The sequence below is a fragment of the Micromonospora sp. NPDC023888 genome (assembly GCF_040639415.1).
Classification (GTDB): domain Bacteria; phylum Actinomycetota; class Actinomycetes; order Mycobacteriales; family Micromonosporaceae; genus Micromonospora.
Window position 1 is genome coordinate 39960 of sequence record NZ_JBEZZW010000041.1, and the last position, 24742, is coordinate 64701.

Genomic DNA, 24742 nt, shown 5'->3' on the forward strand with positions numbered 1-24742 from the left:
CTACGGCATCCGGCGCGACGGCGCGCGCCCGCCTGGCAGTCACTCGTCAGGAAGGGGCAGCACACATGTCCATGAAGGACGCTCCACAACAGAGATCCCGACGATGGTCCTCGGTCGGGTCGGCACTGCTGCTGGCGGTCGCCGCCGGCACTGTCGCACTCGCCGCCGGCTCCGCCCCCGCACAGGCGCACACGATCGTCGCCACCGACTTCCAGCAGGTCGAACTCGCGCGCGGCGTCACCGACATGGGCGAGCCGATGTCGCTGGCCGTGCTGCCGGACCGCTCCGTCCTGCACACCGCCCGCAACGGCACCCTGCGCCGCACCGACGCGAGCGGCACCACCTCCGTGATCGGCACCCTGCCGGTCTACAACCACGACGAGGAGGGGTTGCAGGGCGTCGGGGTCGACCCCAACTTCGCCAGCAACCGGCAGATCTTCCTCTACTACGCGCCGCCGCTCTCCACCCCCGCCGGCGACGCGCCCGCCACCGGCACCGATTTCTCGGCCTGGCAGGGAGTGAACCGCCTCTCCCGGTTCACCCTCAACGCCGACTTCACGGTCAACCAGTCGAGCAAGGTCGACGTGCTCGACGTGCCGGCCGACCGCGGCCTGTGCTGCCACGTCGGCGGGGACATCGACTTCGACGCCGCCGGCAACCTCTACCTGTCCACCGGCGACGACACCAACCCGTTCGAGTCCGCCGGCTACTCGCCGCTCGACGAGCGGAGCAACCGCAACCCGGCGTACGACGCACAGCGCAGCGCCGGCAACACCAACGACCTGCGCGGCAAGATCCTGCGGATCAAGGTGAACGCCAACGGCACGTACTCCATCCCCTCGGGCAACCTGTTCGCGCCCGGCACGGCCAGGACCCGGCCGGAGATCTACGCGATGGGGTTCCGCAACCCGTTCCGGATCAGCGTGGACAAGGCCACCGGGGTCGTCTACGTCGGTGACTACGGGCCGGACGCCGGCACCACCAGCTCCACCCGCGGGCCGTCCGGGCAGGTGGAGTTCAACCGGGTCGCCGCACCGGGCAACTTCGGCTGGCCGTACTGCACCGGCACCAACACCAGCACCGAGACGTACAACGAGTGGGACTTCGCCGCCAACACCGGCGGGGCGAAGTACAACTGCACCGGCGGGCCGACCAACAACTCGTTCCGCAACACCGGCCTGACCACCCTGCCCCCGGCCCAGCCGGCCTGGATCCGGTACGCCGGCGACGCCGGCACCCCGACCGAGTTCGGCGGCGGCTCCGAGTCGCCGATGGGCGGCCCGGTCTACCGGTACAACGCCTCGTCGACCTCCACCACGAAGTTCCCGCAGTCGTTCGACGGCCAGTTCTTCGCCACCGAGTTCGGCCGGGGCTGGATCAAGCCGATCCACGTCAACTCCGACGGCTCCCGGGGCACCATCGACACCTTCCCCTGGGTCGGCAAGCAGGTGATGGACTCGGCGTTCGGCCCGGACGGCGCGTACTACGTGCTCGACTACGGCACCGGCTACTTCAACGGCGACGCCAACTCGGCGCTCTACCGCTTCGACTACGTCGGCGGCGGCAACCGGGCACCGACGGCAGTGGCCAGCGCCAACAAGACCTCCGGTGCGGCGCCGCTCGCGGTGACCTTCTCCTCGGCGGGATCGTCCGACCCGGAGGGCGGCGCGCTGACGTACTCGTGGGCCTTCGGTGACGGGACCACCTCGACGGCCGCCAACCCGACGAAGACGTACTCCACGAACGGCACCTACACCGCCACGTTGACGGTGCGGGACCCGCAGGGCGCCACCGGTAGCAGCAGTGTGCGGATCAGTGTCGGCAACACCGCGCCGACCGTCACCATCAACAACCCCGGCAACGGCCAACTGTTCAGCTTCGGCGACACCGTGCCGTACAGCATCACGGTGACCGACCCGGAGGACGGCACGATCGACTGCACGAAGGTCAAGATGACCTACGTGCTCGGGCACGACCAGCACGGGCACCAGATCACCTCGAAGACCGGCTGCTCCGGCTCCATCACCATCCCTGTCGACGGTGAGCACGACGACGCGGCGAACATCTTCGCGATCTTCGACGCCGAGTACACCGACGCCGGTGGCCTGACCACCCACACCCAGCACACGCTGCCGCCGCGGCACCGGCAGGCCGAGTTCTTCGGCACCTCGTCCGGGATCAACGTGTTCAGCAAGGCCACCGCCGAGGGCGGCAAGACCGTCGGCGACATCAACAACGGCGACTGGATCGCGTTCCAGCCGTACCGGCTGGGCAACGTCACCTCGTTCAACGCCCGGGTCTCCTCGGCGGGTGCCGGTGGCACCCTCCAGGTCCGGGCCGGCTCGGCCACCGGCACGGTGCTCGGCTCGGCCACGGTCCCGGTGACCGGCGGCTGGGAGACCTTCGCCACGGTGACCGGCACGATCACCAGCCCGCCGACCGGGACGACCACGCTGTACCTGACCTTCGCCGGGTCGGGCACCGGGGCGCTCTACGACCTGGACGCGTTCACGTTCGTCACCGGCACCGCCACCAGCGGAAGTGGCCCGATCAAGGGGCTGGGTGGCAAGTGCCTGGACGTCCGCAACGCCGCCACCGCCGACGGCACGCAGATCCAGATCTACACCTGCAACGCCAGTGCGGCGCAGACCTGGGCGGTCACCCCCAACTCCACGATCAAGTCGTTGGGTAAGTGCCTGGACGTCGCCGGTGCCGGCACCGCCGACGGCACCAAGATCCAGCTCTACACCTGCAACGGGACCGCGGCGCAGAACTGGGCCGCGCAGGCCGACGGCACGCTCCGCAACGCCGGGTCCAGCAAGTGCCTCGACGTCTCCGGCAGCAGCTCCGCCGACAGCACCGTGGTCAACCTGTGGACCTGCACCGCCGCCGCCAACCAAAAGTGGATCCTGCCCTGAGCTGAGTGGTGGGGCCCCTTGTCACCGCCTACGGTTGGGCAAGGGGCCCTTCCTAACCACAGTTAGGAGAGCGATATGCGCAGACTCCTGCGACCCGTCCTCGGTGCGGGCCTGGCCGCCCTCGCCGTCATCGCCTGCACCACCCCGGCCAGCCCGGCCAGCGCCGCCGACGCCCCGTACGACGTGCTTGTCTTCTCCAAGACCGCCGGTTTCCGGCACGACGCGATCCCGGTCGGCATCCAGACCATCCGTGATCTGGGCGCGGCGAACAACTTCACGGTCACCGCCACGGAGGACGCCGCCGCGTTCACCACCGCCAACCTCGCCCAGTACGAGGCGGTCGTCTTCCTCAACACCACAGGCGACGTGCTCAACGCCAGCCAGCAGACCGCCTTCGAGTCGTACATCGGCTCGGGCCGCGGGTACGTGGGTGTGCACGCGGCCTCGGACACCGAGTACGACTGGCCGTTCTACGGCAACCTGGTGGGCGCGTGGTTCGCCTCGCACCCGGCGATCCAGCAGGCCAACATCAAGGTGGAGGACCGGGGGCACGCCGCGACCGGCCACCTGCCGCAGACCTGGACCCGCACCGACGAGTGGTACAACTACCGGACCAACGCCCGGTCGACCGCCCACGTGCTGGCCACGCTCGACGAGTCGTCGTACTCCGGTGGCGGCATGGGCGCCGACCACCCGCTGAGCTGGTGCAAGAGCTACAGCGGTGGTCGGTCCTTCTACACCGGCGCCGGGCACACCCAGGCGTCGTACGCGGAGCCGGCGTTCCGGTCCCACCTGCTCGGTGGCATCCGGTACGCCGCCGGTCGGAGCAAGGCCGACTGCCGGCCGGAGACCGGCTACACGCCGATCTACAACGGCTCGACGACCGGGTGGTCGCAGGCCGGCCCGGGTAGCTTCACCAACTCCGACGCCACCCTGACGTCGGTGGGCGGCATGGGGCTGTTCTGGTACAACGCCAAGCAGTTCACCAACTACTCGCTGAAGCTGGACTGGAAGCTGGCCGGGGACGACAACTCCGGCATCTTCATCGGCTTCCCGCCGTCGAGTGATCCGTGGTCGGCGGTGGACAACGGCTACGAGATCCAGATCGACGCCACGGACGCGGTCGACCGCACCACCGGCTCGGTCTACACGTACAAGGCCGCCGACATCGCGGCCCGGGACGCGGCGTTGAACGCGCCGGGGGAGTGGAACACCTACGAGTTGCTGGTCGAGGGGGAGCGGTTGCAGATCTTCCTCAACGGAGTGAAGATCAACGACTTCACCAACACCAACCCGGTCCGCTCGCTGGCCGGCCACATCGGCATCCAGAACCACGGCACCGGTGACGACGCCTTCTTCCGCAACATCCGGATCAAGGAACTGGGCACCACCCCGCCGCCCACCGGCACGATCCAGGCCGAGACGTTCAGCTCGGCCAACGGGGTGTCCGCGTTCACCAAGGCGGGCGCCAACGGTGGGCAGACCGTCGGCTACATCGACCCGGGCGACTGGGCCGCGTACAACGGTGTCGACCTGACCGGTGTCACCTCGTTCACGTCCCGGGTCGTCTCCGGTGGCGCGGGCGGCACCATCCAGGTGCGTACCGGCTCGGCGACCGGCCCGGTGCTCGGCTCGGTAGCGGTGCCGAACACCGGCAGTTGGGACACCTACGCCAACGTCAGCACCACCCTGTCCGGCGTCCCGTCCGGCACCCAGAACCTCTATCTCACCTTCACCGGTAGCGGCACCGGGCTCTTCGACCTGGACGACTTCACACTGGTCAAGGGCGGCGGCGGCACTCCCGGGGTCGGCCCGATCAAGGGTCTGGCGGGCAAGTGCCTGGACGTGCGCGGCGGCGGCACCGCCGACGGCACCCAGATCCAGATCTACACCTGCAACGGCGGTACGGCACAGAGTTGGACCGTGTCCGGCTCGACGATCAAGGCGCTGGGCAAGTGCCTGGACGTCTCCGGCAGCGGCACCGCCGACGGCACCAAGATCCAGCTCTGGACCTGCAACGGCACGGGCGCGCAGAACTGGGCGGCCCAGTCCGACGGCAGCCTGCGCAACACGTCGTCGGGCAAGTGTCTCGACGTCTCCGGCAACAACTCGGCGGACAGCACCGTCGTGCACCTCTGGACCTGCCTCGGCGCGGCCAACCAGAAGTGGACCCTGCCCTGATCGAGTGAGCCGGGAGGGGTCGCGCACACGGCGTCGGCCCCTCCCGGCACCGGCCCGAGTGCCGCCGAAGGCTGGTCGGCGTGCCCCGGCGGTCGGCGCAACGGCGCGGGTCGGGAAGCGAAGTCCCGCACGAGCGTGATGCCTCTGAGTCATCAAGATGACTGGGAGGCATCACGCTCGCAGTGATTAGTCCGTCGACCCGGGGACGCGCCCGACCCGCGGACCCGCGGACCCGCCGACGCACGGACGCCGCGGACCGGCTCACAGCCGACTGCCGTACCTTGACCAGCATGGGGCGGTTCGCGCAGTGGCGCGGGATGGTGCTGGAGCAGGGGCACCGGCTGCGGGGCGCGCTCCAGCGTCCCGAGGAGCCGGACGACCCGTTCGAGCCGACGGGCAGTCTGAACCGGCTCGACGCCCTGGTGGAGGGCTTCGCCGCCGGTCAACCGGTGCGGTGGAGCCTGGCCGGTCAACCCCGGCCGCTGCCGGGACCTGTCGACGCGGTGGCGTACCGGATCATCGAGGAATCGTTGACGAACGCGTGCCGGCACGCCCCGGGAGCGGCGGTCGCGGTCCGCCTGCGCTACGACGCCACGGGCATCACCATCGAGGTCCGCGACGAGGGCGGTGGCCCGCTGCCGTCCGGCGGTGACACCCACGGCGCCGGGCGGGGTCTGCCCGGGGTACGCAGGCGCGCCGAGCGGCTCGGCGGCACGTTCTCCGCCGGCCCGCGAGCGGGTGGCGGCTTCACCGTACGGGCTGTCCTGCCCGCGCCTGAGGAAATCGTCGGATGATCGGCCGCGCGCAGGGCTTCCCCGATGGGGCACTGCGGAAATAGGCTGGGGGGCGGCGACCGTGCTGGTGGCCGGTGACCCGGTGGGAGGCGCAACCCGCCGGGCCCAGGTGTGTTCCGCACCCACCGGTGACCGCTCGGTGCCGCGTACGTCCGGTCACCCTCGCCCCGGTCCGCACCTGGAATCCCCCATGACAACAGGGGAGAAGAACAATGGCGCGACCCATCACGCTCTTCACCGGCCAGTGGGCCGACCTACCTTTCGAGGAGGTCTGCCGGCTCGCCTCCGAGTGGGGCTACGACGGTCTGGAGATCGCCTGCTGGGGCGACCACTTCGAGGTCGACAAGGCGCTCGCCGACGACTCGTACGTCGAGCGCAAGCGGGAGACCCTCGCGAAGCACAACCTTGAGGTCTTCACGATCTCCAACCACCTGGTCGGTCAGGCGGTCTGCGACCACCCGATCGACGAGCGGCACCAGGACATCCTGCCCGCCCGGATCTGGGGCGACGGGGAGCCCGAGGGGGTCCGCCAGCGGGCCGCCGAGGAGATCAAGGACACCGCGCGGGCAGCGGCGAAGCTCGGCGTGAAGACGGTCGTCGGCTTCACCGGCTCGTCGATCTGGCACACCCTGGCGATGTTCCCGCCGGTGCCGCCGTCGATGATCGAGCGCGGCTACCAGGACTTCGCCGACCGGTGGAACCCGATCCTCGACGTGTTCGACGAGGTGGGGGTCCGGTTCGCTCACGAGGTGCACCCCAGCGAGATCGCGTACGACTACTGGACGACGAAGCGGACGCTTGAGGCGATCGGCAACCGGCCCGCGTTCGGGCTGAACTGGGACCCGTCGCACTTCGTCTGGCAGGAGCTGGACCCGGTGAACTTCATCTTCGACTTCGCCGACCGGATCTACCACGTGGACTGCAAGGACGCCAAGGTGCGCACCGGCGACGGCCGGCGTGGCCGGCTCGCCTCGCACCTGCCCTGGGCCGACCTGCGCCGCGGATGGGACTTCGTCTCCACCGGGCACGGCGACGTGCCCTGGGAGGACTGCTTCCGCGCGCTTAACGCGATCGGCTACACCGGCCCGATCTCGGTCGAGTGGGAGGACGCCGGGATGGATCGGCTGGTTGGCGCACCGGAGGCGTTGCAGTTCGTCCGCCGGTTGGCCTTCGACGCACCCAGCGCGGCCTTCGACGCGGCGTTCAGCAGCAAGGACTGACCGCACCTCGGACAGACCACGGGCCGGTCGCCCTGCGGCGACCGGCCCGTCGACGTGCGATTGGTCAGAGCGTGCTGGCGTTCGTGCCCGAGCCGGACGGCTTGGTGCGGGGGTTGTTGGTGGACGACGGCGACCCGGAGGTCGTGCCGACCGTGCTGGTGCCCGCCTTGGCGCCCACGGTGGCGGGCGTGCCGGCGAACGCGTCGTCGGCGGCGGTCAGCTCCTGCTTGCCGGTGCTGCCGTTGGTGCTGCCCAGCTTCTCGCCCAGCTTGGTCTGGCCGAGCTTGTCCTTGCCCTCGCTGTAGAGCTTGTTGGCCTGGGCCTGCGCGACCCCGGCCGCCTCCTGGACGGTCGGGTGGTCGAGCACCTTGCGGCCCCGGACCACGAGCTCCTCGTACTTTTCCCGGCCGGCACGGGCGCCCAGGACGAATCCCGCAGCCAGCCCGCCAAGAAACATGATCTTTCCGCGCATGGCGGCTCCTTCCGTACCTGACGCGCCGTCACCCCGGCGAGTTGCCCCGTCGGAAGGCGACCTGTTCGCGCCTGCGTCCTCTGTCCGCAGCTAACTACCCATCCTGCTCCCCGCTCAAGCATGCTTGTGCCGGGATGGCGATTTACCCTAATTGTCAATGCGACGGAGGGGAGGGAACCCACTGGACCGCCACCGGGTGATGTCCTGTAGTCTTGTCCCGTCGCACGGCGTCGGGGAGATCCGATAGTCGCGCGAAGCATGATCCCCTGTAGCTCAATTGGCAGAGCAGCCGGCTGTTAACCGGCAGGTTATTGGTTCGAGTCCAATCGGGGGAGCTTTACCCAGTCGGGCATGACGTACCTGCCTCCTACCTCGCGGGCGCCGGTGGGGCGTCAGAGCGTCAGACCGCGCTCCAACTGCCCCAGGCCGGCATCCATCAGGGTGACGTAGTCGACATTCTCGTCGGCGTACATCATGGCCGACAGTGACACTCCGATGAGCGCGCCGGCGAACGTGCGCACCTCCAACTCGTCCGGGCTACGGCCGACCCGCTCGGCGACCGCGGCGGCGAGCATCCGGATGCTGTCGGTGAACGTCTGCAGCATCCGCGCCTGGAGCTCCGGCACTGAGCGGATCACCGCCTGGCGCTCGGTCTCCCAGGTCTTCACCTCCCGGGGGAGTGCGGTGAAGACCGTGCGGAAGGCCTCGCGCACCGCCTGGATCGGGGTGAGCTCGGGTGGCTGGGCGCGGAACGCCTCAACGACCTGCTCGTCGAGGCGGTCGTCGAGCAGAACATCCTCCTTGGTCGGGAAATACCGGAAGAAGGTGCTCGGGGAGACCTCGGCGGCTTCGCAGATCTGGTCGACCCGTGTGTTGGCGTAACCCTGCTGACGGAAGAGGCGTATCGCCTCCTGCTGGATCTGGGCATGCGTCCGTGCCCGCTTCCGTTCCCTCAGACCCGCCACGCTGAACCGTCCTTCGGTTGTGCCGCTGCCTTCACCCCTCCCTCACCGATGCTGCCCGGCTCCGGTTCCGGCGCCTGCCGGGGACGGGGGAGGAAGACGACCGCGAGGATAACGCCAAGAATGCCGAATCCGGCACACACGACGAGCATCACGTCCATCGCGTGCACGAACGCGGTCCGCACGGACATCAGCAGCTCGTCCGAAGCGAGCCGGTGCGCGACGATGACACCGGCCGCGGCGCTGTCCTCGGCGCGGGTGGCGATGTCGCTGGGCACTCCGTCCAGATCGAGCCTGTCCCGATAGACGATGCTCAGCACGGTGCCCAGCACGGCGACGCCGACGGTGCCGCCGACCTGACGCATTGCCTGGATGACCGCCGAGCCGATCCCGCTGCGTTCCTCGGTGAGGGTGCCCAGTGCGGTGTCCATCGAGGTGGGGAGCACGAATCCGATCCCGATGCCGCTGACGGCGATCCAGAACGCGACGAACCAATAGTCGGAGGAGACCGTCGTTGGGACGCCGGTCAGCAGTCCGACCACGACAAAGGCGAAGCCGATGGAGACCACGAGACCCGCACCGATCTTCACGACGAGCTTCTCGGCGATCTGCGCGCCGACGAGCAGCCCTCCGATGACCGGCAGGAGCCGCAGCCCGGTGCCGAGCGCATCGGCACCGCTGACGGCCTGGAAGAACTGGGGGATCGAGAAGAGCAGGCCGAACGTGGCGAACGAGACGAGGGTCGCCATCGCGCTGCCCCAGGTGAACGGGCGGGAGCGGAACAGGGTGAGGTCGACGAGCGCGGTGCCGGGGCGTCGCTTTTCCCACACCACGAACACGATCAGGAGCACGATGCCGCCGACCAGCGTCGCGAGCACCAGGCCATCGCTCCAGCCGCGGCTGCCGGCCTCGGTGAGCCCGAACGTGAGGCCGGCCAGGCCCACACCCGAGGTGAGGATCCCCGGCAGGTCCAGGCTCGGCTTCTGGGCACTGCGCGATTCCGGCACGAGCATGGAGACCGCCAGCAGGCCGAGCACCACGACCGGCACGTTGATCAGGAAGACCGAGCCCCACCAGAAGTTGTCCAGCAGGAAGCCGCCGATGATGGGGCCGAGCGGGAAGCTCGCGGCGTTCGCCGTGACCCAGATGCTGACCGCCTTGGCGCGTTCCACACTGTCGAACAGCAGCGGCAGCGCCGACACGGCGAGCGGCAGCACGAAGGCGGCACCGAGGCCGAGCAGGGCCCGGGCGCCGATCAGCGTCTCCGGAGACGTGGCATACACGCAAGCCAGCGAGCCCAGGCCGAAGACGGCCAGGCCGGCCAGCAGCAGCTTCTTGCGGCCGAAGCGGTCGCCGAGCAGGCCGGCGGGCAGCATCAGAGCCGCGAGTACGAGGTTGTAGGCATTGGCGAACCACTGCAGGTCGCTGGTGGTGGCGCCCAGGTCGGACGCCAGGGTCGGCAGGGCCACGTTGAGGATCGTCAGATCGAGGCCGATCACCAGGCCGCTCAGCGCGAGAGCCGCGAGTGCCCACCATCGGAAGCGAGGGTCAGGCTGCATGGTAGTAACTCTCATTTAGGAGTTCCTGTCTAAAGAAACATCCCACCATTAGAGTGTTGGCGTCAAGCGATCTGCGCGGATCGCCGTCGTGCGGGTGCGTGACACCGGAGAGTGCGGGGAGCGCGTGGGGCGTTTCGGGTGTGTGACCCCGGTTTCGCTCTCCCTCGACCGGCTCGCCCGGCAGGATGGTCGATGTCGACCTGGACTCCCGCTGCGTCGATTGATGCGTCGATTGTTGGGGTGAGAGCGGATGTCCGGACGCAGGGCCACGCTGATCGCGGTGGCGGTCGTGCTGGCCTGGCTGGTGGTCGGCGGCGTGGCCGGGCCGTACGCCGGGCGGCTCAGTGAGGTCGCCACCAACGACAACGCCGCCTTCCTGCCCACTGACGCCGAGGCGACCCGCGCCCAAGACCTCACCGGCGACTTCGTCGACCGGCAGACCATCCCGGCCCTGGTGGTCTACGAACGGCCGGCCGGAATCACCGACGCGGACCGGCAGCGGGTCAACGCCGACGCCGCCCGGTTCGCCCAGGTACCCGGCGTGCTCACCCCGCTGCCCCCACCCATTCCGAGCCAGGACGGCCAGGCCCTCCAGGTCGTCGTACCGGTGGACGACGCCGAGGGAGAGGAGATCGGCTCCGTCGTCGACCAGCTCCGCGACATCACCGGCGGCGACCGGGACGGGCTCACCGTGGACGTCTCCGGACCCGCCGGCCTGCTCGCCGACCTGATCAAGGTCTTCTCCGCCATCGACGGGCCACTGCTGCTCGTCACCCTGGTGGTGGTGCTGATCATCCTGTTGGTGGTCTACCGCAGCCCGGTGCTCTGGATCTTCCCGCTGCTCGCCGCCGGCATGTCGTACGCCCTCGCCTCGGTCTTCGTCTACCTGCTCGCCGACGCCGACGTGGTGAAGCTCAACGGGCAGGCCCAGGGCATCCTCACCGTGCTCGTCTTCGGTGCCGGCACCGACTACGCGCTGCTGATGATCGCCCGCTACCGGGAGGAGCTGCACCGCCACGACCGACCGTGGGACGCCATGCGGACCGCCTGGAAGGGTGCCGCTCCCGCCATCATCGCCTCCGGCGGCACGGTCATCGTCAGCCTGCTCTGCCTGCTGCTGTCGAGCCTCAACTCCAACCGGGCCCTCGGCCCGGTCGCCGCCATCGGCATCGCCGCCACCCTGCTGGTGATGCTCACCTTCCTGCCCGCGCTGCTGATGCTGGGCGGCCGGTGGGCGTTCTGGCCCCGACGGCCCCGGGCCGACCAGGCCGACCCACGCGCCGAGCACGGCATCTGGAGCCGCATCGCCGGTTTCGTGGCCCGGCACGCCCGACCGATCTGGCTGAGCACCGCGGTCGTGCTCGCCGTCCTCACGCTGGGTCTCACCCAGCTCGGCGCCACCACGCTCGGGCAGTCCGACCTGTTCACCAAGCGCACCGACTCGGTGGACGGCCAGGAGGTGATCTCCCGGCACTTCCCGGCCGGCACGGGCAGCCCGGCCACCATCTTCACCACCGAGCAGACCGCCCGGCAGGTCGCCCAGGTGGCGCAGGGCGTACCCGGCGTCGCCGACGTCCGACCCCTCACCGCCGGCCCGCAGACCGGCCCACCCGATCCGAACGCCACCCCCAAGGTCGTCGACGGGCGGGTGCAACTGGAGGCGACCCTGGCCGACCCGCCCGACAGCGACGGCGCCGAGCGGACCATCCGGGAGCTGCGGGTGGCCGTACACCAGGTGCCCGGCGCGGACGCGGTGGTCGGCGGCTTCACGGCGACCAACGTGGACACCTCCGACGCCGCGAAGCGCGACCAGAACGTCATCATCCCGGTGGTGCTGGTGGTCATCGCGGTCATCCTGGCCCTGCTGCTGAGAGCGCTGCTCGCCCCGGTGCTGCTGATCGGCACCGTGCTGCTCAGCTTCGCGGCCACCCTCGGACTCTGCGCGCTGCTGTTCCGGCACGTGTTCGACTTTCCCGGGGTGGACTCGTCGTTCCCGCTGTTCGCGTTCGTCTTCCTGGTCGCCCTCGGCATCGACTACAACATCTTCCTGATGAGCCGGGTCCGCGAGGAGTCGGTCAAACGCGGCACCCGCGCCGGGGTGCTCGTCGGCCTCGCCGTCACCGGCGGGGTGATCACCTCCGCCGGCATCGTGCTCGCCGCGACCTTCTCCGCCCTCGCCGTGCTGCCCCTGGTGGTGCTCGTCGAGTTGGGTACGGCGGTCGCGATCGGGGTACTGATCGACACGATCATCGTCCGGTCGCTGCTGGTGCCCGCGCTCGCGTACGACATCGGGCCGAAAATCTGGTGGCCGGGCCGACTGTCCCGGGCGAACGGTGAGCGGGAGGCGCGCGATGCTGGCTGAGACGGACGTGGTCATCGTCGGCGGTGGCCTGGCCGGCCTCGCCGCCGCCCGCCGGCTGCACCGCGCCGGCGTGCCTTGGCGGCTGCTGGAGGCCAGCGGCCGCCTCGGCGGCCGGGTCGCCACCGACGTCGTCGACGGCTACCTCATCGACCGTGGCTTCCAGGTGCTCAACACCGCCTACCCGCAGCTCGGCACACTGCTCGACACCGACCGGCTGCACCTCGGCTACTTCACCTCCGGCGTGCTCGTGCGCAAGGGCGACGACCTGCTGCGGCTTGTCAACCCGTTGCGCGAGCCGACCGGCGCGCCCGGCACCGCGCTCGCCGGAGTCGGCACCCTGCTCGACCGGCTGCGCTTCGCCGCGCTCGCCGCCGGCTGCGCCACCCTGCCGGTGTCCCGGCTGCTCACCGCGCCGGAGACCAGCGCCGAGACGGCGCTCCGCCGGGCGGGGCTCTCCGACGCGATCATCGAGGAGCTGCTGCGGCCATTCCTGTCCGGTGTGTTCATCGACCGGGAGCTGGCCACCTCCAGCCACGTCCTCGCGATGGTCGTGCGCTCCTTCGCCCGCGGCCGGATCGGGCTGCCCGCCGAGGGCATGGCCGCGCTGCCCCGGGCCGTCGCCGACCCGCTCCCCGCCGACCTGCTCGACCTGGACATCCCCGTCGCGGAGGTCGCGCCCGGCCGGGTCCGCACCCAGGCCGGCGACATCCGCTGCCGGGCCGTCGTGGTCGCCGTCGACCCGCCCGCCGCGCCCGCGCTGCTGCCGGCCCTGGCGACGGTACGCATGCACAGCTACACCACCTACTACCACAGCGCACCGGAACCGCCGCTCACCGAGGCGATCCTGCTCGTCGACGGCGACCGCCGGGAGATCGTGGCGAACACCGTGGTGCTCAGCAACGCCGCCTCCACGTACGCGCCCGCCGGGCGGCACCTCGTGGCCACCTCGGTGGTCGGCCCGACCGCACCACCCGAGCCGACCATCCGGGCCGAGTTGACCCGGCTGTACGGCCGATCCACAGCCGACTGGACCCACCTCACCACCGTGGCCGTGCCGCAGGCGCTGCCCGCCGCACCGCCACCGCAGGGGCGGCTACGCAAGCCCGTGTCGTTGGGGGAGGGCCTGTTCGTGGCCGGTGACCACCGCGACAGCCCATCGATCCAGGGCGCTCTCGCCAGCGGGTGGCGGGCTGCCGGGGCAGTACTGGACGAGCTGCGCGCCGGCTGACCGGCGTACCCGAGCACGCTGTTATATTCCTGTAGCCCATCGTGCTGGTGCGGGCGTGGGACCGGCCGGCGCGGTGCTGGCTGCTGATCGCCGAGCGGGATAAGATCCGGCGCGGTGTTTCGGGGCGGTAGCTCAGCCGGTTAGAGCAGGGGACTCATAATCCCTCGGTCGCGGGTTCGAGTCCCGCCCGCCCCACCAGCCGCTCTCCCTGGTCAGTCATGCTGTCGACGACCCAGGCGAACCGCAGCGAGGTCCGGGCCGACACCCTCAGTTCGACCTTCCGGGAACGCGGACCCAGACGTCGGTACCGCCACTGATAGCGGGTGCTCACCGGGAGGCTGGACGGTCTACGACTGCCCGACGAGGAGATCCGCAGTGGCAGCGTCGCCCGCCACGCGCCCTGAGCCGGGAGGTGCTTGAGCGTTAGTTGACCAGCCGGCCGACCATCGTGGCGAGCTGATCGGGATGCTCATCGGTGACCAAGTGGCCGGCGGCGGAAATGATGTCAGGGTCAACATGAAGCCGCTGTTGTGCCCCTGAACGCAGTCGGTTCGGCGGCAAGAATACGTCGTGGTCTCCGCTTGCGATCACGACCGGCATCGTGCGCGCTACCGGCGGTACGAGGTCATCGGAACTCACCGGACGGGCGTGTCGGGCGACCAACGTCATCCACTCCACCAGGTCGGCGCGGGGTGCTCGGCCGGGAGCAGACAGGATTCGCAGCAGACGAAGGCTCGAAGCCGCCCGTGGCCGCCCCAGCCAGCTCAGGAACGCCAACAAGACACGGGGAGTGACCCTGAGTCGGCACAGCCCTCCCGGAGCCACGGCGACCTTGCCGTGAATCCGCGAATGATCAGCCGCGAGCGCGACAGCGCCGCCGAACGAATGCCCGAACAGCACGACAGGCCCGGCGGTGCTCTCCTCGATGACCTCTCCCAGCCATGAGCCGTACCAGGTGAGCCGGCCACCGGCGGCACCCGCTTCACCGGAACTCAATCCAGGTTGGCCCGGAACGTCGGCAGCGACCACCCGGTACCGCTGAGCCAAGGCTGTGAGCAACGGCAGGTAGGCGGCCGTGCTGAAGCGGTCCCCAGCGACGAATACGACCGTGACGGGGCCTGCGCCAGCGGTGACGACGTGCGTGTCTTCGCCTTGGGCACGAATCACGTGTCGATCGTGTTGGACCGGCCAGGCACTCAGCTGCTCCTCGCACCACTGGCGGATGCTGTCCCTGCCCGCAGGAGTCCGGTAGATCGACGTCACCGCTGCATCCTGCACCCGGATCCTCGGAAGCACCATGCCACCACCTCGAGCATCGCGCGGATCATCGGCACCCGTCATACAGCGATCCGTACAGCCAAGCCAGCAGGTAAGCACCGTTGGTCGGCGGCCCTGACCGACGCGACGAGCAGGTCAGTCGCAGTAGTGGACACCGACCGACAGCAGTCTTGATCTTTGCAAGGCAGGGTGAGCGGCCGACCCACTTCGTGGCAGCGAGCTGTCCGCATCCAGTCCCCAAGAGGGCGACAGGGTGACCGGCTTCCGCCACAGTGGCAACCAGCCGGCCATGAACGCGCTGCCATGCCGATGAGCGCGCGCCGCTGGACCGGTGGCGAGGATGCCTCAGTCGGTGCCGGTTGGAGCGGCAATGCCGGTACGCAGGAGCGCGACCAGGCGGCGGGCCTGCGCAGGGTCGGCGGTCAGGGCCGCTCCGCTGGCCAGGGTCAGCACGTCGGTGGCGGTGAGGTCGGAACGGAGTGCTGGCTGCGCGCGTCGGACAAGGCGATCGGCGATCGAGGTGATCGACGCGTGCCAGTCACGGAACAGCGTGGTGCGGCGTTCGTCGGTGCCCTCCGTCGCGGCCAGGGCGAGGGGACGCTTGGTGGCCACGTGCACCACGAACTCGTCGAGCCAGGTGAACAGCGCGCCCATCGGGTCCGCGGCCCCCAACAACTGCTCGCCGCGTTGGCACAGTGCGGCGACCTCGTCGGCGTAGACGGCGACGAGCAGGTCGGCGCGTGTCGGGAAGTGGCGGTACAGGGTGGCGTTGCCGACCCCGGCGCGTCGGGCGATGACGTCGAATGCGACGTCGTTGCCCGCCTCGCCCAGGGCTTCACTGGCTGCGGCGACGAGCCGCGCACGGTTACGGGACGCGTCGGAGCGCGGGCCACGCTTGCTATTCGGGGACATCCCCGTATACGGTACCGGCAGCTAAACGGGGAGTTCCCCATTTAGGATGCGGAGGGGATCACGATGCCCATGACCATGGATGACCGGATCACCATTACCGATCTCATCAACTCGCACGGGCACCTGACAGATCGCGGCGACTTCGACGGCCTGGCGACGCTGTTCACCGAAGACGTCGTCTACGACGTGTCGGCTCTCGGCGGCGGCACGTTTGTCGGTCTCGCGGCAGCCCGTGAAGCCGCCCTGGCGCTGCCCGACGCCAACCCGGTCGCCCACCACGTGACCAACATCGTGCTGCGCGAGACCGCGGACGGCACGGTCAATGCCCTGTCCAAGGGATTCGGGGTCATGGCCGATGGATCGACCGGCAGTGTTACGTACGAGGACACCGTCGAACGAACGGCTGCAGGATGGCGTATCACGCACCGAATCGTGCGCGCCCGACGCACGCCCCTGCGTCAAGACTGACGCCAACACGATCCAGTGTCCTGTCCCCACCACTGGTGCCGGAAAGGGATCACCGACGGGCCCGCCACCTGGCGGGCTCGTCGTCATGCCGGTAGCTGCTCGACGCCCTGCAACGTGGCGGTGTGCCGGTCGAGGATCGCTGTGGAGCGGCGGGAGAACTCGGTGAGCAGGCGGAGCTGCTCGTCGGAGAACTCCTCGATGAGGGCGAGGTAGTCGCGGCTGAACTCGTCGAGGGTCTGTTGCAGACGTTCGTACGCCTCGCCGCGCACGAGTTCGATCGTCACCTTCCGCCGATCGCCGGGGTCGCGCTGCCGCCGCAGGAAACCGGCCTGCTCCAGCCGGTCCAGTGCGGCGGTGATGGCACCGCCGCGGGTGAGGCCGATCTGGCGGGCGAGGCGGCCCGCGGGCATGGGCCCGTCCTTGTCGAGCACGCCGAGGCAGCTGATGTCGGTCACGGTGATGCCGGCCCGCGCGGCGAGGGCGCCGTGGAACAGCACTGCGGCTTGGGCCGACGCGCGCTCCAGGCGGTACAGGTCGGCGACCAGCGAAACCCGTGACGACGTCGTTGACACTCGGCATCCCTCCCCATAAAGTCTCGGAATCAGAGAGAATCTAAAACCGAGCAGATCGCCACGCGAGAAGCTCTATCTCGTGCATTCTGCTCCGACCGTAGCAAAAGTCGGAGGACTGACATGGTTACCGACGTCGCGCCCCGGCGGAGTGACACCCGTCCGTGGCTGGCCTTCGCTGTCGTGCTCACCGCCGCCTTCATGGACCTGGTCGACGGCACGATCGTCAGCATCGCCCTGCCGCGGATCCAAGCCGACCTGGGCGCCGGCTACGCCGCCGCGCAGTGGATCCTGGTCGGCTACTCGGTCACCTTCGCCCTGGTCCTGATCCCGGGCGGCCGCCTCGGCGACATCTACGGCCGACGCCGGGTCTTCCTGATCGGCGTCGCGGCGTTCACCGTCGCCTCGATCGTCTGCGGCGCCGCCACCACCGCCCCGGTCCTGGTCGTCGCACGCCTGATCCAGGGCGTCGCCGCCGGCCTGATGGTCCCGCAGGTGATGTCCGTGGTGGTCATCCTGTTTCAGAACGCCGAACGGGCCAAGGCCTTCGCCCTGTACGGCGTCACGCTCAGCCTCGCCAACGTCAGTGGTCCGCTGCTCGGGGCGCTGTTCACCGAGTACAGCGTCTTCGACCTGGGCTGGCGGGCGATCTTCTACGTCAACGTGCCGATCGGCGTCCTCGCGCTGCTCGGCGCGCTGCGCTGGCTGCCGGAGTCGCGCTCGGAGACGCCGCTGCGCGTCGACGTGGCCGGCATCGTGCTGATCAGCCTCGCCTCGTTCGCCCTGATGTTCCCGGTGATCCAGGGCCGGGAGGCGGGCTGGCCAATCGGCACGATCGTGCTGCTGGTCGCTGCGGTGCCGCTGCTCTGGGCGTTCGCCGTGGTGCAACGGCGGCGAGACAGCCGCGACGGCTCGGCTCTGGTCCCGCCGGACCTGGTGCGGCAGCGCTCGTTCGTGGTCGGCCTGATCGTGCTGCTCATCGTCTTCTCCACGCTGGCGTCGCTGTTCCTGGTGCTCAACTACACGCTGCTGACCGGCTACGGCTGGACCCCGATCCGCACCGCCCTGACCGGTATCGGCTTCCCGGTCGGGATCTTCCTCACCACCGGCGTGGCCCAGCGGTTCGCCACCACCCAGGGCCGCAGGCTCATCCAGATCGGGCTGACCGTCATGGCCGTCGGCATGGTCCTGCTCATCCTCACGTTCAGCCGCGGCGGCATGGCCGTCACCTTCTGGCAGCTCGCCGCGCCGATCCTGGTGATGGGCCTGGGCATGGGCCTGTGCGTCTCCATCGTGACGACAGTCGTGCTCGCCGATGTTCCGCCACGCAACGCCGGCGCTGGCTCCGGCGTGACAAACGCGGTGCTGCAACTGGGCGCGGCCGTCGGTGTCGCCATCGTCGGTGCCATCTTCTTCTCGCTGCTCGAATCCCGGAACTTCCCGGACGCCGCGGCAACGGCGCTGTGGTACAACGCGGCAGTCATCGCCCTTGCCGTCCTGCTGACTCCGTTCCTGCCGGCGTCCGCCCGCGCACCGCAGGACGCGGAGGCGTAGGCGCACGAGCACGATGCCGTCATCGCGGCGAAGTAGGGCGGTGACGGCCGGTGTGGGCGCTGCCCCGAACCGTGGCCCGCAGATCGGCCGCATGCGCACCTGCGTGCCAAGCTCCCTTTCCCTGATCCTCACCGGCCGCCCAGAGAAGAACAAGACTGTTTCTTCGCCCGCGATATCGGCAGGCTTTCGTGGCATGGCCGCTGACAATCGAGGTGTGCATCCTGCTCGCCGCCTTTCGCATGTGCGATGGCTCGCCGGGGGCACCGGGTCAGGCAAGAGCACGCTCGCCCGAGCCCTGGCCGAGCGCTACGACGTGGTGATCTACGACGGCGACCGCGCGGAGCGTAGCTACGTCAGCCGGTGCACTGCGCACGAGCAGCCGTACCTCTGGGCTCTGTTGCAAGCTTCGCCGGCGCAGACGTGGAACAGCCGCAGCGCTCAGGAGATCTTCGAGTCGATGCCGAGCCTGCACGGGGAGACGTTCGGGTTCGTTGTCGATGACCTGCTCGCGATGCGCCCTGAGCGTCCGGTCGTGGTCGACGATTTTCGAACTCTGCCTCGCGAGGTCGCTCCGCTGCTGACATGGCCGGAGCAGGCGGCCTTCCTCCTGCCGACGCCGCAGTTCCGGGATCGGGCGTTGCGGGCGCGATTCGCCGACGTCAGGCGAGCCGGAGCGAACTGGGGAGACAGCGACCACGACGAGGCGCTCGCTCTGCGACTGGGTCGCGACGAGCTGTGGGACGCCGAAGTCCGCCGGCAGGCCGTCGAGCTGCACCTGCCTGTGGTGGCGATCGACGGCTCGCGTGACGCGCATGATCTTGTCGATGACCTCGCAGCCCGGTTTCGTCTGGGCCGCCCACGGTTCAGGGACAGTGGCACGCAGCGGTCATGAGCGGGCAGGGGCCGGACGAAGGTGAGCCGCCGGCCGCAACGGTTCAGGCCACCCCGGCCAACAAGGACCCCGATGTCCGCAACTGCTCACGAAGCATCGTCGGCCGCCAGGCCCGCTTCGACGGCGGCCAGGAAATCCAGCAACTGACGCCGTGCGGCGTCGTCGTGCGTGCGGTGGTTCAAGAATGTGGACGTGACTCGATGGGAGTCGTCCTCGACCACCTCGATCAGCTCGGCAAGTTGAAGCCGCGCGTCGACCACCGCAGCCGACCCGACCCGACGGCACCACGCCTCGATGAGGGCGGGATCGGTGGAGACGGCGTCGATCCCACAGCACCCACGGACGCACTCGACCTCGCAGAAGACGATGCACTCGCGCAGGGGCGACGGTATTTCGACCGAAAGTTCCGTCATGCCGCTCCTTTGCGTGAACCCGGCGAGACGGTGCCGGGTAGCCAACCACAGCTCATCGTCGCGCATGTCCGCTGCCCCGATCGCCGGCCCAATCCAGGGTTGTGACACCGCCCGGTCGAGTCGGCCTCAGCCGAGGTGCAGCAGCAGGACCTGGTCGTCGCGGAGTTCGGAGATGCTGTCGCGCAACAGCGTCAGCCCGTCCAGACCAGCCGTGCCGCTCTCCTCGAAGTCCATCCCCATCTCGTCGAAGTGGGCCGTCAACTCCTCCGCGCGGTGCCCACCGGGGTCGAGCTGATCCAGGAACCGCCGGTGGGCTGGGGTGATGAGGACGGTCAGGCCGTGCACGCTGTTGATGGCCTCCGACTCGGCGTCGAACTCCGACTGCTGCAGGTCGACGCCGCGCTCCTCCAGATAGGTCAGGACGTACAGCAGGCAGTAACCGGACCAGTCGTACTCCTGCCGCGCCTTGCCCCCGTGCTCCGCCAGGTACGAGTGGAGCGACGACGACGATGCGGCGGCCAGGCGGGCCAGTTCGGCGACGCTGTCCCTGGGGACCACGGTCAGTGACGCGATTGCGGACATCACACCCTCCGTCGTACGGCTCTGCCGCTGCGGCTGTCAGTCGGCTCGCCGGGCAGGCTACGGGGAGGGAGTGACATGTGTGATCTCCGGTGGTTCAGGCCGTTCGCGAGATGGTCAGGTGGTGAACCAGTCCGCCAATTCTGGACACGATGCCGTCTCGGGTCTGTGTCGCCGTGGCGAAGACGGATGACGGGCGGCCGAGCGCGTCGCCCTGGTGAACTTCGATGTCACTGTTGCGGGATGTGTCGAGGAGGTGGGCGGCGAGGCAGCCGACGCTGTTGGCGTTGACGATGTCTTCGTCGACACCGATCGCGGGGGCGAACATGCGGGCGGTGGCCGGTCCGGCGGTGGGTGACAGCGCGTAGGCGAAGCAGCCGAGATAGCCGAGCCGGCGACACTCGGCCGCCAGCCGGGCGAAGTCGGGCCGCAGCGCTGACAGCGTCCGGGGTTCTCGGACCGGGACGAGAAGTCGGGGCGTACCGGGCGAGGCGACCCGCAGGTCGTCGGCGGCGATGTCGCCACGCGTCAGACCCAGGGCCGAGATGATGGCGGCGCTGGCCGGCTCGGCGCGGTCCCGCAGGGCGATGACGCCTTGCTCGAACCAGACCTCGATCCCGTTGCGCCGGCGGGTCACGGTCACGGCGACGGTTCGGCCGCCGGTGCGTTGGTGGCCGTGGTGCTGGGTGGCGTCGGGGGGCAGCAGGACGGCCTGCGCGGCGATGGTGCCGTGGCCGCAGTTCTGGAGCTCTCCCTCGCTCGTGAAGAACCGTACGACGGGCAGGACACCATCGCTGGTGTCGACGAATGCGGTGTGGGAGGTGTCGACAGTGGACGCGATAGCGCGCCGTTCGTCGTCGGTGCGGGTGGCATCGTCGAACACGACAGTGGTGGGGCTGCCACCTCGCCTATCGCGAGCGCAGGCGTTCACCACAATCAGCCGAGGGCTGGGCATCAGGTCGTGGCGTCGGTGAAGCGGGGGGCGCCCGGCTCCAGCTCGACCCGGGTGGCCCGGGCCGCGAAGCTGATCGCGTGGTACCACCCGCAGAGCAGGAGCAGGTCGAGCAACCGCGGCTCGTCCAGAGCCGCGCGGGCGGATTGCCACAGCCCATCGTCGATGTCCGACGAGTCGTGCAGGGCGTCCACCACTCGGATCAGCGCTCGTTCGCGGCCGGTGGTCCAGCACGAGTCGTCCGGCGCTCCGTGGGTGATCGAGGCGATCTCGGGCCGGGTGAGCCCGGCGCGGTGGGCGAAGAGCAGCACATGGACGCCCCATTCGTACTCGCAGCGGCAGCGCGCGCAGGTGCGAAGGATGACGATCTCCCGTTCGCGGATCGTCAGGGACAGGTGCCGGCCGAGTTCGTATCTGCCCCAGTGGCTCATCGCGACGGTCATCGGCAGGTTCTTGGCGAACGTCCGGAACAAGCCGATCGGTGGCATACCGGTCGGTGTCATCGTGGCGAGTTGGGCCGCCACCTCCGCCGTGAACGGCGCTTCGAGCGGAGCTATGCGGGCCATGGTCGCCTCCCGTGCTGCGGGTTCCACAGCACCATAACGATTCGATTTTAGAAGCGCCAGGGGTACGCTGCGCTAAGCCGTGCCGTCCTCGGTCATGGCGGAAGCCCACTGGTCAGACCAGCGGGCGAGTGGGCGCAGGGCCCGGTGGGCGCTGTGGCCGAGCTCGGTGAGGGAGTAGGTCGCGTCCGGTTGCTGTGCGACGAGGTGGGCGTCGAGCAGTTCGGTGAGCCGTTGCCGCAGGACGCTTGAGGACATGTTGTCGCAGCGCTGCTGGAGCGCGCGGAAGCCGACCGGCCCATGCCGCAACTCCCAGACGATTCGGAGGTTCCAGCGGCGTCCGAACAGGTCGAGGGCGGCCATCAGTGGACGTCCGGTGCTCGACCCTCGTACCTGCCGTCCCGGCCTGGGCGTCGTCATCGCCTGTGCCGCCCCTCTCGATGCTTCGATTTCCGACACGGTAACCCCGAGCCGGGACAGTGTCGGGCGCGACCGTCCGGCGGCCCGCCGCCGGTGATGGGGACGGACCCGTTCGGTTGGGTTCAGGAGGCGGAGCGCTCGATCCGGACGGCGATGCCGTCGAGGATCAACTCCAGTCCGAGGGAGAAGTCCGCGTCGGCGATCGTCGCGTCGGGAGTGTCGGACGGTGGCGCCTCGAACAGGGGCGAGGCGAACAGGCGGGCCATCTCGGGGAAACGGGCGGGATCGACGAGCCGCGCCAGCGCCCGGCCGTATTCGCGTTCGGCGTCAGCCTGCCCCTGGCCTTCGGCCCTACCCTCGGTGAGTTCGCCGTACTGGCGTACCGACTGGACCACGTAGCCGCTGATCAGGGACAGGGCGCCGATCTTGTGTGCCCAGTCCAGGTGGGTGCCGGACATGACCGCGAGCGCGGCCTCCATCCAGGCGATCTGGTTCGGCCCGGCCGGCGGCCCGGAGGTCGGCACGCGGGTCAGCCAGGGCCGACGCTGGTACACCGCGCGCTGTGCGAACGCCCACTGGTGCAGGCCGCTGCGCCAGTCGCCGGGCTCAATCGTCGGTGGCTGCCCCAGTGCGGCGTTGGACATGAGGGTGAGCAGTTCGTCCTTGGATCCGACGTGCCGGTAGAGCGACATGCTCGTGACACCGAGGCTCTCGGCGACCTTGGGGAGCGTGACGCCGCCCAGTCCGTCGCGGTCGGCGATCTTCACCGCCGCGGCGACGACCACGTTGACGTCGAGGGTCGCGGGCCGCCCGAGACGCGACGACTCTGGCACCCCCCACAGCCGGCGCAGCGGCGCCGGGACGAAGTCCTCGCTGGTCATGGGCTCCCACGTTCGCCCGGACAGTTACCGCACCATCATGCCAGACGCTATTAGTTTAGCTGTGATACTTTGTCGATGAAACTAAAGTCGGGGCAGTGGGGAGAGACGAACATGAGCATGGACACCGCAGTACGGACATCGAGAGGGCCGGTGCTGCGCACCGAACGCGCCCTCGCGCCGGACCTGGCTCGGGGAGCGATGCTGCTGATCATCGCGCTGGCCAACGTCGCCGGAGTCGTCTTCGCCGGCGAGCCCGGCCTCGACGCCACGCCCCACGGCGTCGACCGTGGCCTCAACCTCCTGCTCTTCGACCTTGTCCATGCCCGCGGATATCCAGTCTTCGCCGTGATGTTCGGCTACGGACTCGTCCAGCTCGCCCGCCGCCAGGACGCCTCCGGTGCCACACCGAAGCAGGTCCGCTCCGTGCTGTTACGACGCAACCTCTGGCTCGTCGTGTTCGGTTTCGCGCACGCCGCCCTGCTGTACTACGGCGACTTCCTCGGCGCGTACGGGATCGTCGGGATCGCGATGACCCTGCTGCTCCTGCGCCGCAGCGACAGGTTCCACCGGATCGCGCTCGTGCTCTGGGCGCTGGCGACGGTGGAGGTGCTGGTCATCGGCGCCATCGTGGTCAGCGCCATCCTCGGAGGTTCGAGCGGCTCGACGCCACTGCCGTCGACCCACGTCGACTCCCTCGCCGCGCCCGGGTACGCCACGGCGATGCTTGACCGCCTCAGCGAATGGCCGATGCACACGCTCACCGTCCTGCCCTTCATCATGATCGCCTGGCTGGGAATGTGGGCCGCTCGCCGCCGCATCCTCGAAGAGCCGGCCCGCCACCGGACCCTGCTCACCTGGACCGCGGTCCTCGGCCTCGGCGTCGCCATCGCCGGAGGACTCCCGGCCGCCCTGATCAGCGCCGGATGGCTGCACGTCGACGAGTCGGCCGCCGGTCTGGCGTTGCTGCTCCACGGCGCCAGCGGCATGTTCGCCGGCCCCGGTTACGTGGCTGTCTTCGGCCTGATCGCCATGCGGGCCACCCGGTCCGGTCGTGTCGTCGGCGCACTCTCCGCCCTGGGCCAGCGCTCCCTGTCGGGATATCTGTTCCAGTCCGTGGCCTGGCTCGTCCTCCTGGCACCCTTCACGCTCGCCCTCGGCGACCGTTTCGGCAGCCCCACGGTGACCGGCCTGATCATCGCGGTGGCCGTCTGGCTCGCCACCGTGCTGATGGCCCGTCAGCTCGACATCCGCAAGCGGCCCGGTCCCGCCGAGGTCGTCCTGCGCCGCCTGACCTACGGGCCGCGCAGGTGACCTCTTCCCGCCGTCGGACGAACCACACCGCTGTGGCATTCGGCCGCCGCTCGCGCCCCCCTGGTATCGGCGTTCAGCACTAGGGTCTGTTTCATAAGGACTGGCCGGCCTGCGGCGGGCCCGAACGACGACCGGCGGCGTTGCGGTTCCGTCCGGATACAACACCGGTACGACCAGCAGCAGGAGTACGCCGGCACCGGTGAGCGCGTACCACCAGGTGCCCACGCCCGTGCCGGCCTGACCGCCGTCACCGC

22 protein-coding genes and 2 tRNA genes are annotated in these 24742 nt (G+C 69.6%); 12 read left to right on the forward strand and 12 right to left on the reverse strand.

What is annotated here, in order from left to right; all coding sequences use genetic code 11:
- The first annotated feature begins 65 nt into the window (after positions 1 to 65).
- From AB0F61_RS28355 to AB0F61_RS28370, 4 genes are all read left to right on the forward strand, one after another.
- Positions 66 to 2918, forward strand: a complete 2853-nt coding sequence (locus AB0F61_RS28355; RefSeq protein WP_357815645.1) for a PQQ-dependent sugar dehydrogenase — start codon at positions 66 to 68, stop codon at positions 2916 to 2918.
- Between the two features lie 75 nt (positions 2919 to 2993).
- Positions 2994 to 5099: a ThuA domain-containing protein gene (locus tag AB0F61_RS28360; RefSeq protein WP_357815647.1), complete on the forward strand. Its 2106-nt coding sequence runs from the start codon at positions 2994 to 2996 to the stop codon at positions 5097 to 5099.
- 290 nt (positions 5100 to 5389) lie between these two features.
- The gene (locus tag AB0F61_RS28365; RefSeq protein ID WP_357815651.1) at positions 5390 to 5893 is read left to right on the forward strand and encodes an ATP-binding protein; all 504 of its coding nucleotides are present in this window, start codon (positions 5390 to 5392) and stop codon (positions 5891 to 5893) included.
- A 212-nt stretch (positions 5894 to 6105) separates the two neighbouring features.
- Positions 6106 to 7113, forward strand: a complete 1008-nt coding sequence (locus AB0F61_RS28370) for a sugar phosphate isomerase/epimerase family protein (protein ID WP_357815653.1) — start codon at positions 6106 to 6108, stop codon at positions 7111 to 7113.
- A gap of 64 nt (positions 7114 to 7177) precedes the next feature.
- On the opposite strand, the gene AB0F61_RS28375 is transcribed toward AB0F61_RS28370, so the two are convergent.
- Positions 7178 to 7585, reverse strand: coding sequence for a hypothetical protein (locus tag AB0F61_RS28375; protein ID WP_357815656.1), 408 nt, complete (start codon positions 7583 to 7585; stop codon positions 7178 to 7180).
- A gap of 262 nt (positions 7586 to 7847) precedes the next feature.
- On the opposite strand from AB0F61_RS28375, the gene AB0F61_RS28380 reads away from it, so the two are divergent.
- Positions 7848 to 7920 (forward strand) — tRNA-Asn (locus AB0F61_RS28380).
- 57 nt (positions 7921 to 7977) lie between these two features.
- Here AB0F61_RS28380 and AB0F61_RS28385 read toward each other — a convergent pair.
- Both AB0F61_RS28385 and AB0F61_RS28390 read right to left on the reverse strand, forming a co-directional pair.
- Positions 7978 to 8550, reverse strand: coding sequence for a TetR family transcriptional regulator (locus AB0F61_RS28385; protein WP_357815658.1), 573 nt, complete (start codon positions 8548 to 8550; stop codon positions 7978 to 7980).
- Entirely contained in the window at positions 8538 to 10106 is a 1569-nt protein-coding gene (locus tag AB0F61_RS28390) for an MFS transporter (protein WP_357815661.1), read from the reverse strand. Before AB0F61_RS28390 ends, AB0F61_RS28385 begins: the two co-directional genes overlap by 13 nt.
- A 250-nt stretch (positions 10107 to 10356) precedes the next feature.
- Here AB0F61_RS28390 and AB0F61_RS28395 point away from each other — a divergent pair, with 250 nt between their 5' ends.
- The 3 genes from AB0F61_RS28395 (at position 10357) to AB0F61_RS28405 (ending at position 13894) form a co-directional block, all read left to right on the forward strand.
- A complete protein-coding gene (locus tag AB0F61_RS28395; protein WP_357815663.1) occupies positions 10357 to 12468 on the forward strand; it encodes an MMPL family transporter in 2112 nt (703 codons plus the stop codon).
- On the forward strand, positions 12458 to 13696 hold the full coding sequence (locus AB0F61_RS28400; protein WP_357815666.1) for an NAD(P)/FAD-dependent oxidoreductase: 1239 nt from the start codon (positions 12458 to 12460) through the stop codon (positions 13694 to 13696). Before AB0F61_RS28395 ends, AB0F61_RS28400 begins: the two co-directional genes overlap by 11 nt.
- A 121-nt stretch (positions 13697 to 13817) precedes the next feature.
- Positions 13818 to 13894 (forward strand) — tRNA-Ile (locus AB0F61_RS28405).
- A gap of 225 nt (positions 13895 to 14119) precedes the next feature.
- On the opposite strand, the gene AB0F61_RS28410 is transcribed toward AB0F61_RS28405, so the two are convergent.
- Together AB0F61_RS28410 and AB0F61_RS28415 are read right to left on the reverse strand one after the other, a co-directional pair.
- A complete protein-coding gene (locus AB0F61_RS28410) occupies positions 14120 to 14959 on the reverse strand; it encodes an alpha/beta hydrolase (RefSeq protein WP_357815669.1) in 840 nt (279 codons plus the stop codon).
- 360 nt (positions 14960 to 15319) lie between these two features.
- Complete coding sequence (locus tag AB0F61_RS28415) at positions 15320 to 15886, reverse strand: TetR/AcrR family transcriptional regulator (RefSeq protein ID WP_357815672.1); 567 nt, start codon at positions 15884 to 15886, stop codon at positions 15320 to 15322.
- Positions 15887 to 15949: 63 nt separating this feature from the next.
- Between AB0F61_RS28415 and AB0F61_RS28420 the strand changes: the two genes are divergently transcribed.
- Positions 15950 to 16354, forward strand: a complete 405-nt coding sequence (locus AB0F61_RS28420; RefSeq protein WP_357815675.1) for a nuclear transport factor 2 family protein — start codon at positions 15950 to 15952, stop codon at positions 16352 to 16354.
- A gap of 83 nt (positions 16355 to 16437) precedes the next feature.
- Here the strand turns inward: AB0F61_RS28420 and AB0F61_RS28425 are convergent, their stop codons facing one another.
- Complete coding sequence (locus AB0F61_RS28425) at positions 16438 to 16926, reverse strand: MarR family transcriptional regulator (protein WP_357815678.1); 489 nt, start codon at positions 16924 to 16926, stop codon at positions 16438 to 16440.
- Positions 16927 to 17046: 120 nt separating this feature from the next.
- Between AB0F61_RS28425 and AB0F61_RS28430 the strand changes: the two genes are divergently transcribed.
- The gene (locus AB0F61_RS28430; RefSeq protein WP_357815680.1) at positions 17047 to 18477 is read left to right on the forward strand and encodes an MFS transporter; all 1431 of its coding nucleotides are present in this window, start codon (positions 17047 to 17049) and stop codon (positions 18475 to 18477) included.
- Positions 18478 to 18517: 40 nt separating this feature from the next.
- Positions 18518 to 19369 (forward strand): hypothetical protein, encoded by an 852-nt coding sequence (locus AB0F61_RS28435; RefSeq protein ID WP_357815682.1) that lies wholly within the window; start codon positions 18518 to 18520, stop codon positions 19367 to 19369.
- 86 nt (positions 19370 to 19455) lie between these two features.
- Here AB0F61_RS28435 and AB0F61_RS28440 read toward each other — a convergent pair whose 3' ends face one another.
- The 6 genes from AB0F61_RS28440 to AB0F61_RS28465 form a co-directional block, all read right to left on the reverse strand.
- Positions 19456 to 19848 carry a DUF6331 family protein gene (locus AB0F61_RS28440; RefSeq protein ID WP_357815685.1) on the reverse strand — a complete coding sequence of 131 codons (393 nt, stop codon included), beginning with the start codon at positions 19846 to 19848 and terminating at the stop codon, positions 19456 to 19458.
- A gap of 60 nt (positions 19849 to 19908) precedes the next feature.
- Positions 19909 to 20364, reverse strand: coding sequence for a hypothetical protein (locus tag AB0F61_RS28445; RefSeq protein WP_357815688.1), 456 nt, complete (start codon positions 20362 to 20364; stop codon positions 19909 to 19911).
- 94 nt (positions 20365 to 20458) lie between these two features.
- Positions 20459 to 21292: a PhzF family phenazine biosynthesis isomerase gene (locus tag AB0F61_RS28450; RefSeq protein WP_357815691.1), complete on the reverse strand. Its 834-nt coding sequence runs from the start codon at positions 21290 to 21292 to the stop codon at positions 20459 to 20461.
- A 23-nt stretch (positions 21293 to 21315) separates the two neighbouring features.
- On the reverse strand, positions 21316 to 21879 hold the full coding sequence (locus AB0F61_RS28455) for a carboxymuconolactone decarboxylase family protein (protein WP_357815694.1): 564 nt from the start codon (positions 21877 to 21879) through the stop codon (positions 21316 to 21318).
- A gap of 72 nt (positions 21880 to 21951) precedes the next feature.
- Positions 21952 to 22296 (reverse strand): helix-turn-helix domain-containing protein, encoded by a 345-nt coding sequence (locus tag AB0F61_RS28460; RefSeq protein WP_357815697.1) that lies wholly within the window; start codon positions 22294 to 22296, stop codon positions 21952 to 21954.
- A 122-nt stretch (positions 22297 to 22418) separates the two neighbouring features.
- Positions 22419 to 23177 carry a TetR/AcrR family transcriptional regulator gene (locus tag AB0F61_RS28465; RefSeq protein WP_357815700.1) on the reverse strand — a complete coding sequence of 253 codons (759 nt, stop codon included), beginning with the start codon at positions 23175 to 23177 and terminating at the stop codon, positions 22419 to 22421.
- 75 nt (positions 23178 to 23252) lie between these two features.
- Here AB0F61_RS28465 and AB0F61_RS28470 point away from each other — a divergent pair, with 75 nt between their 5' ends.
- A complete protein-coding gene (locus AB0F61_RS28470; protein WP_357815703.1) occupies positions 23253 to 24488 on the forward strand; it encodes a DUF418 domain-containing protein in 1236 nt (411 codons plus the stop codon).
- Positions 24489 to 24742 lie beyond the last annotated feature (254 nt).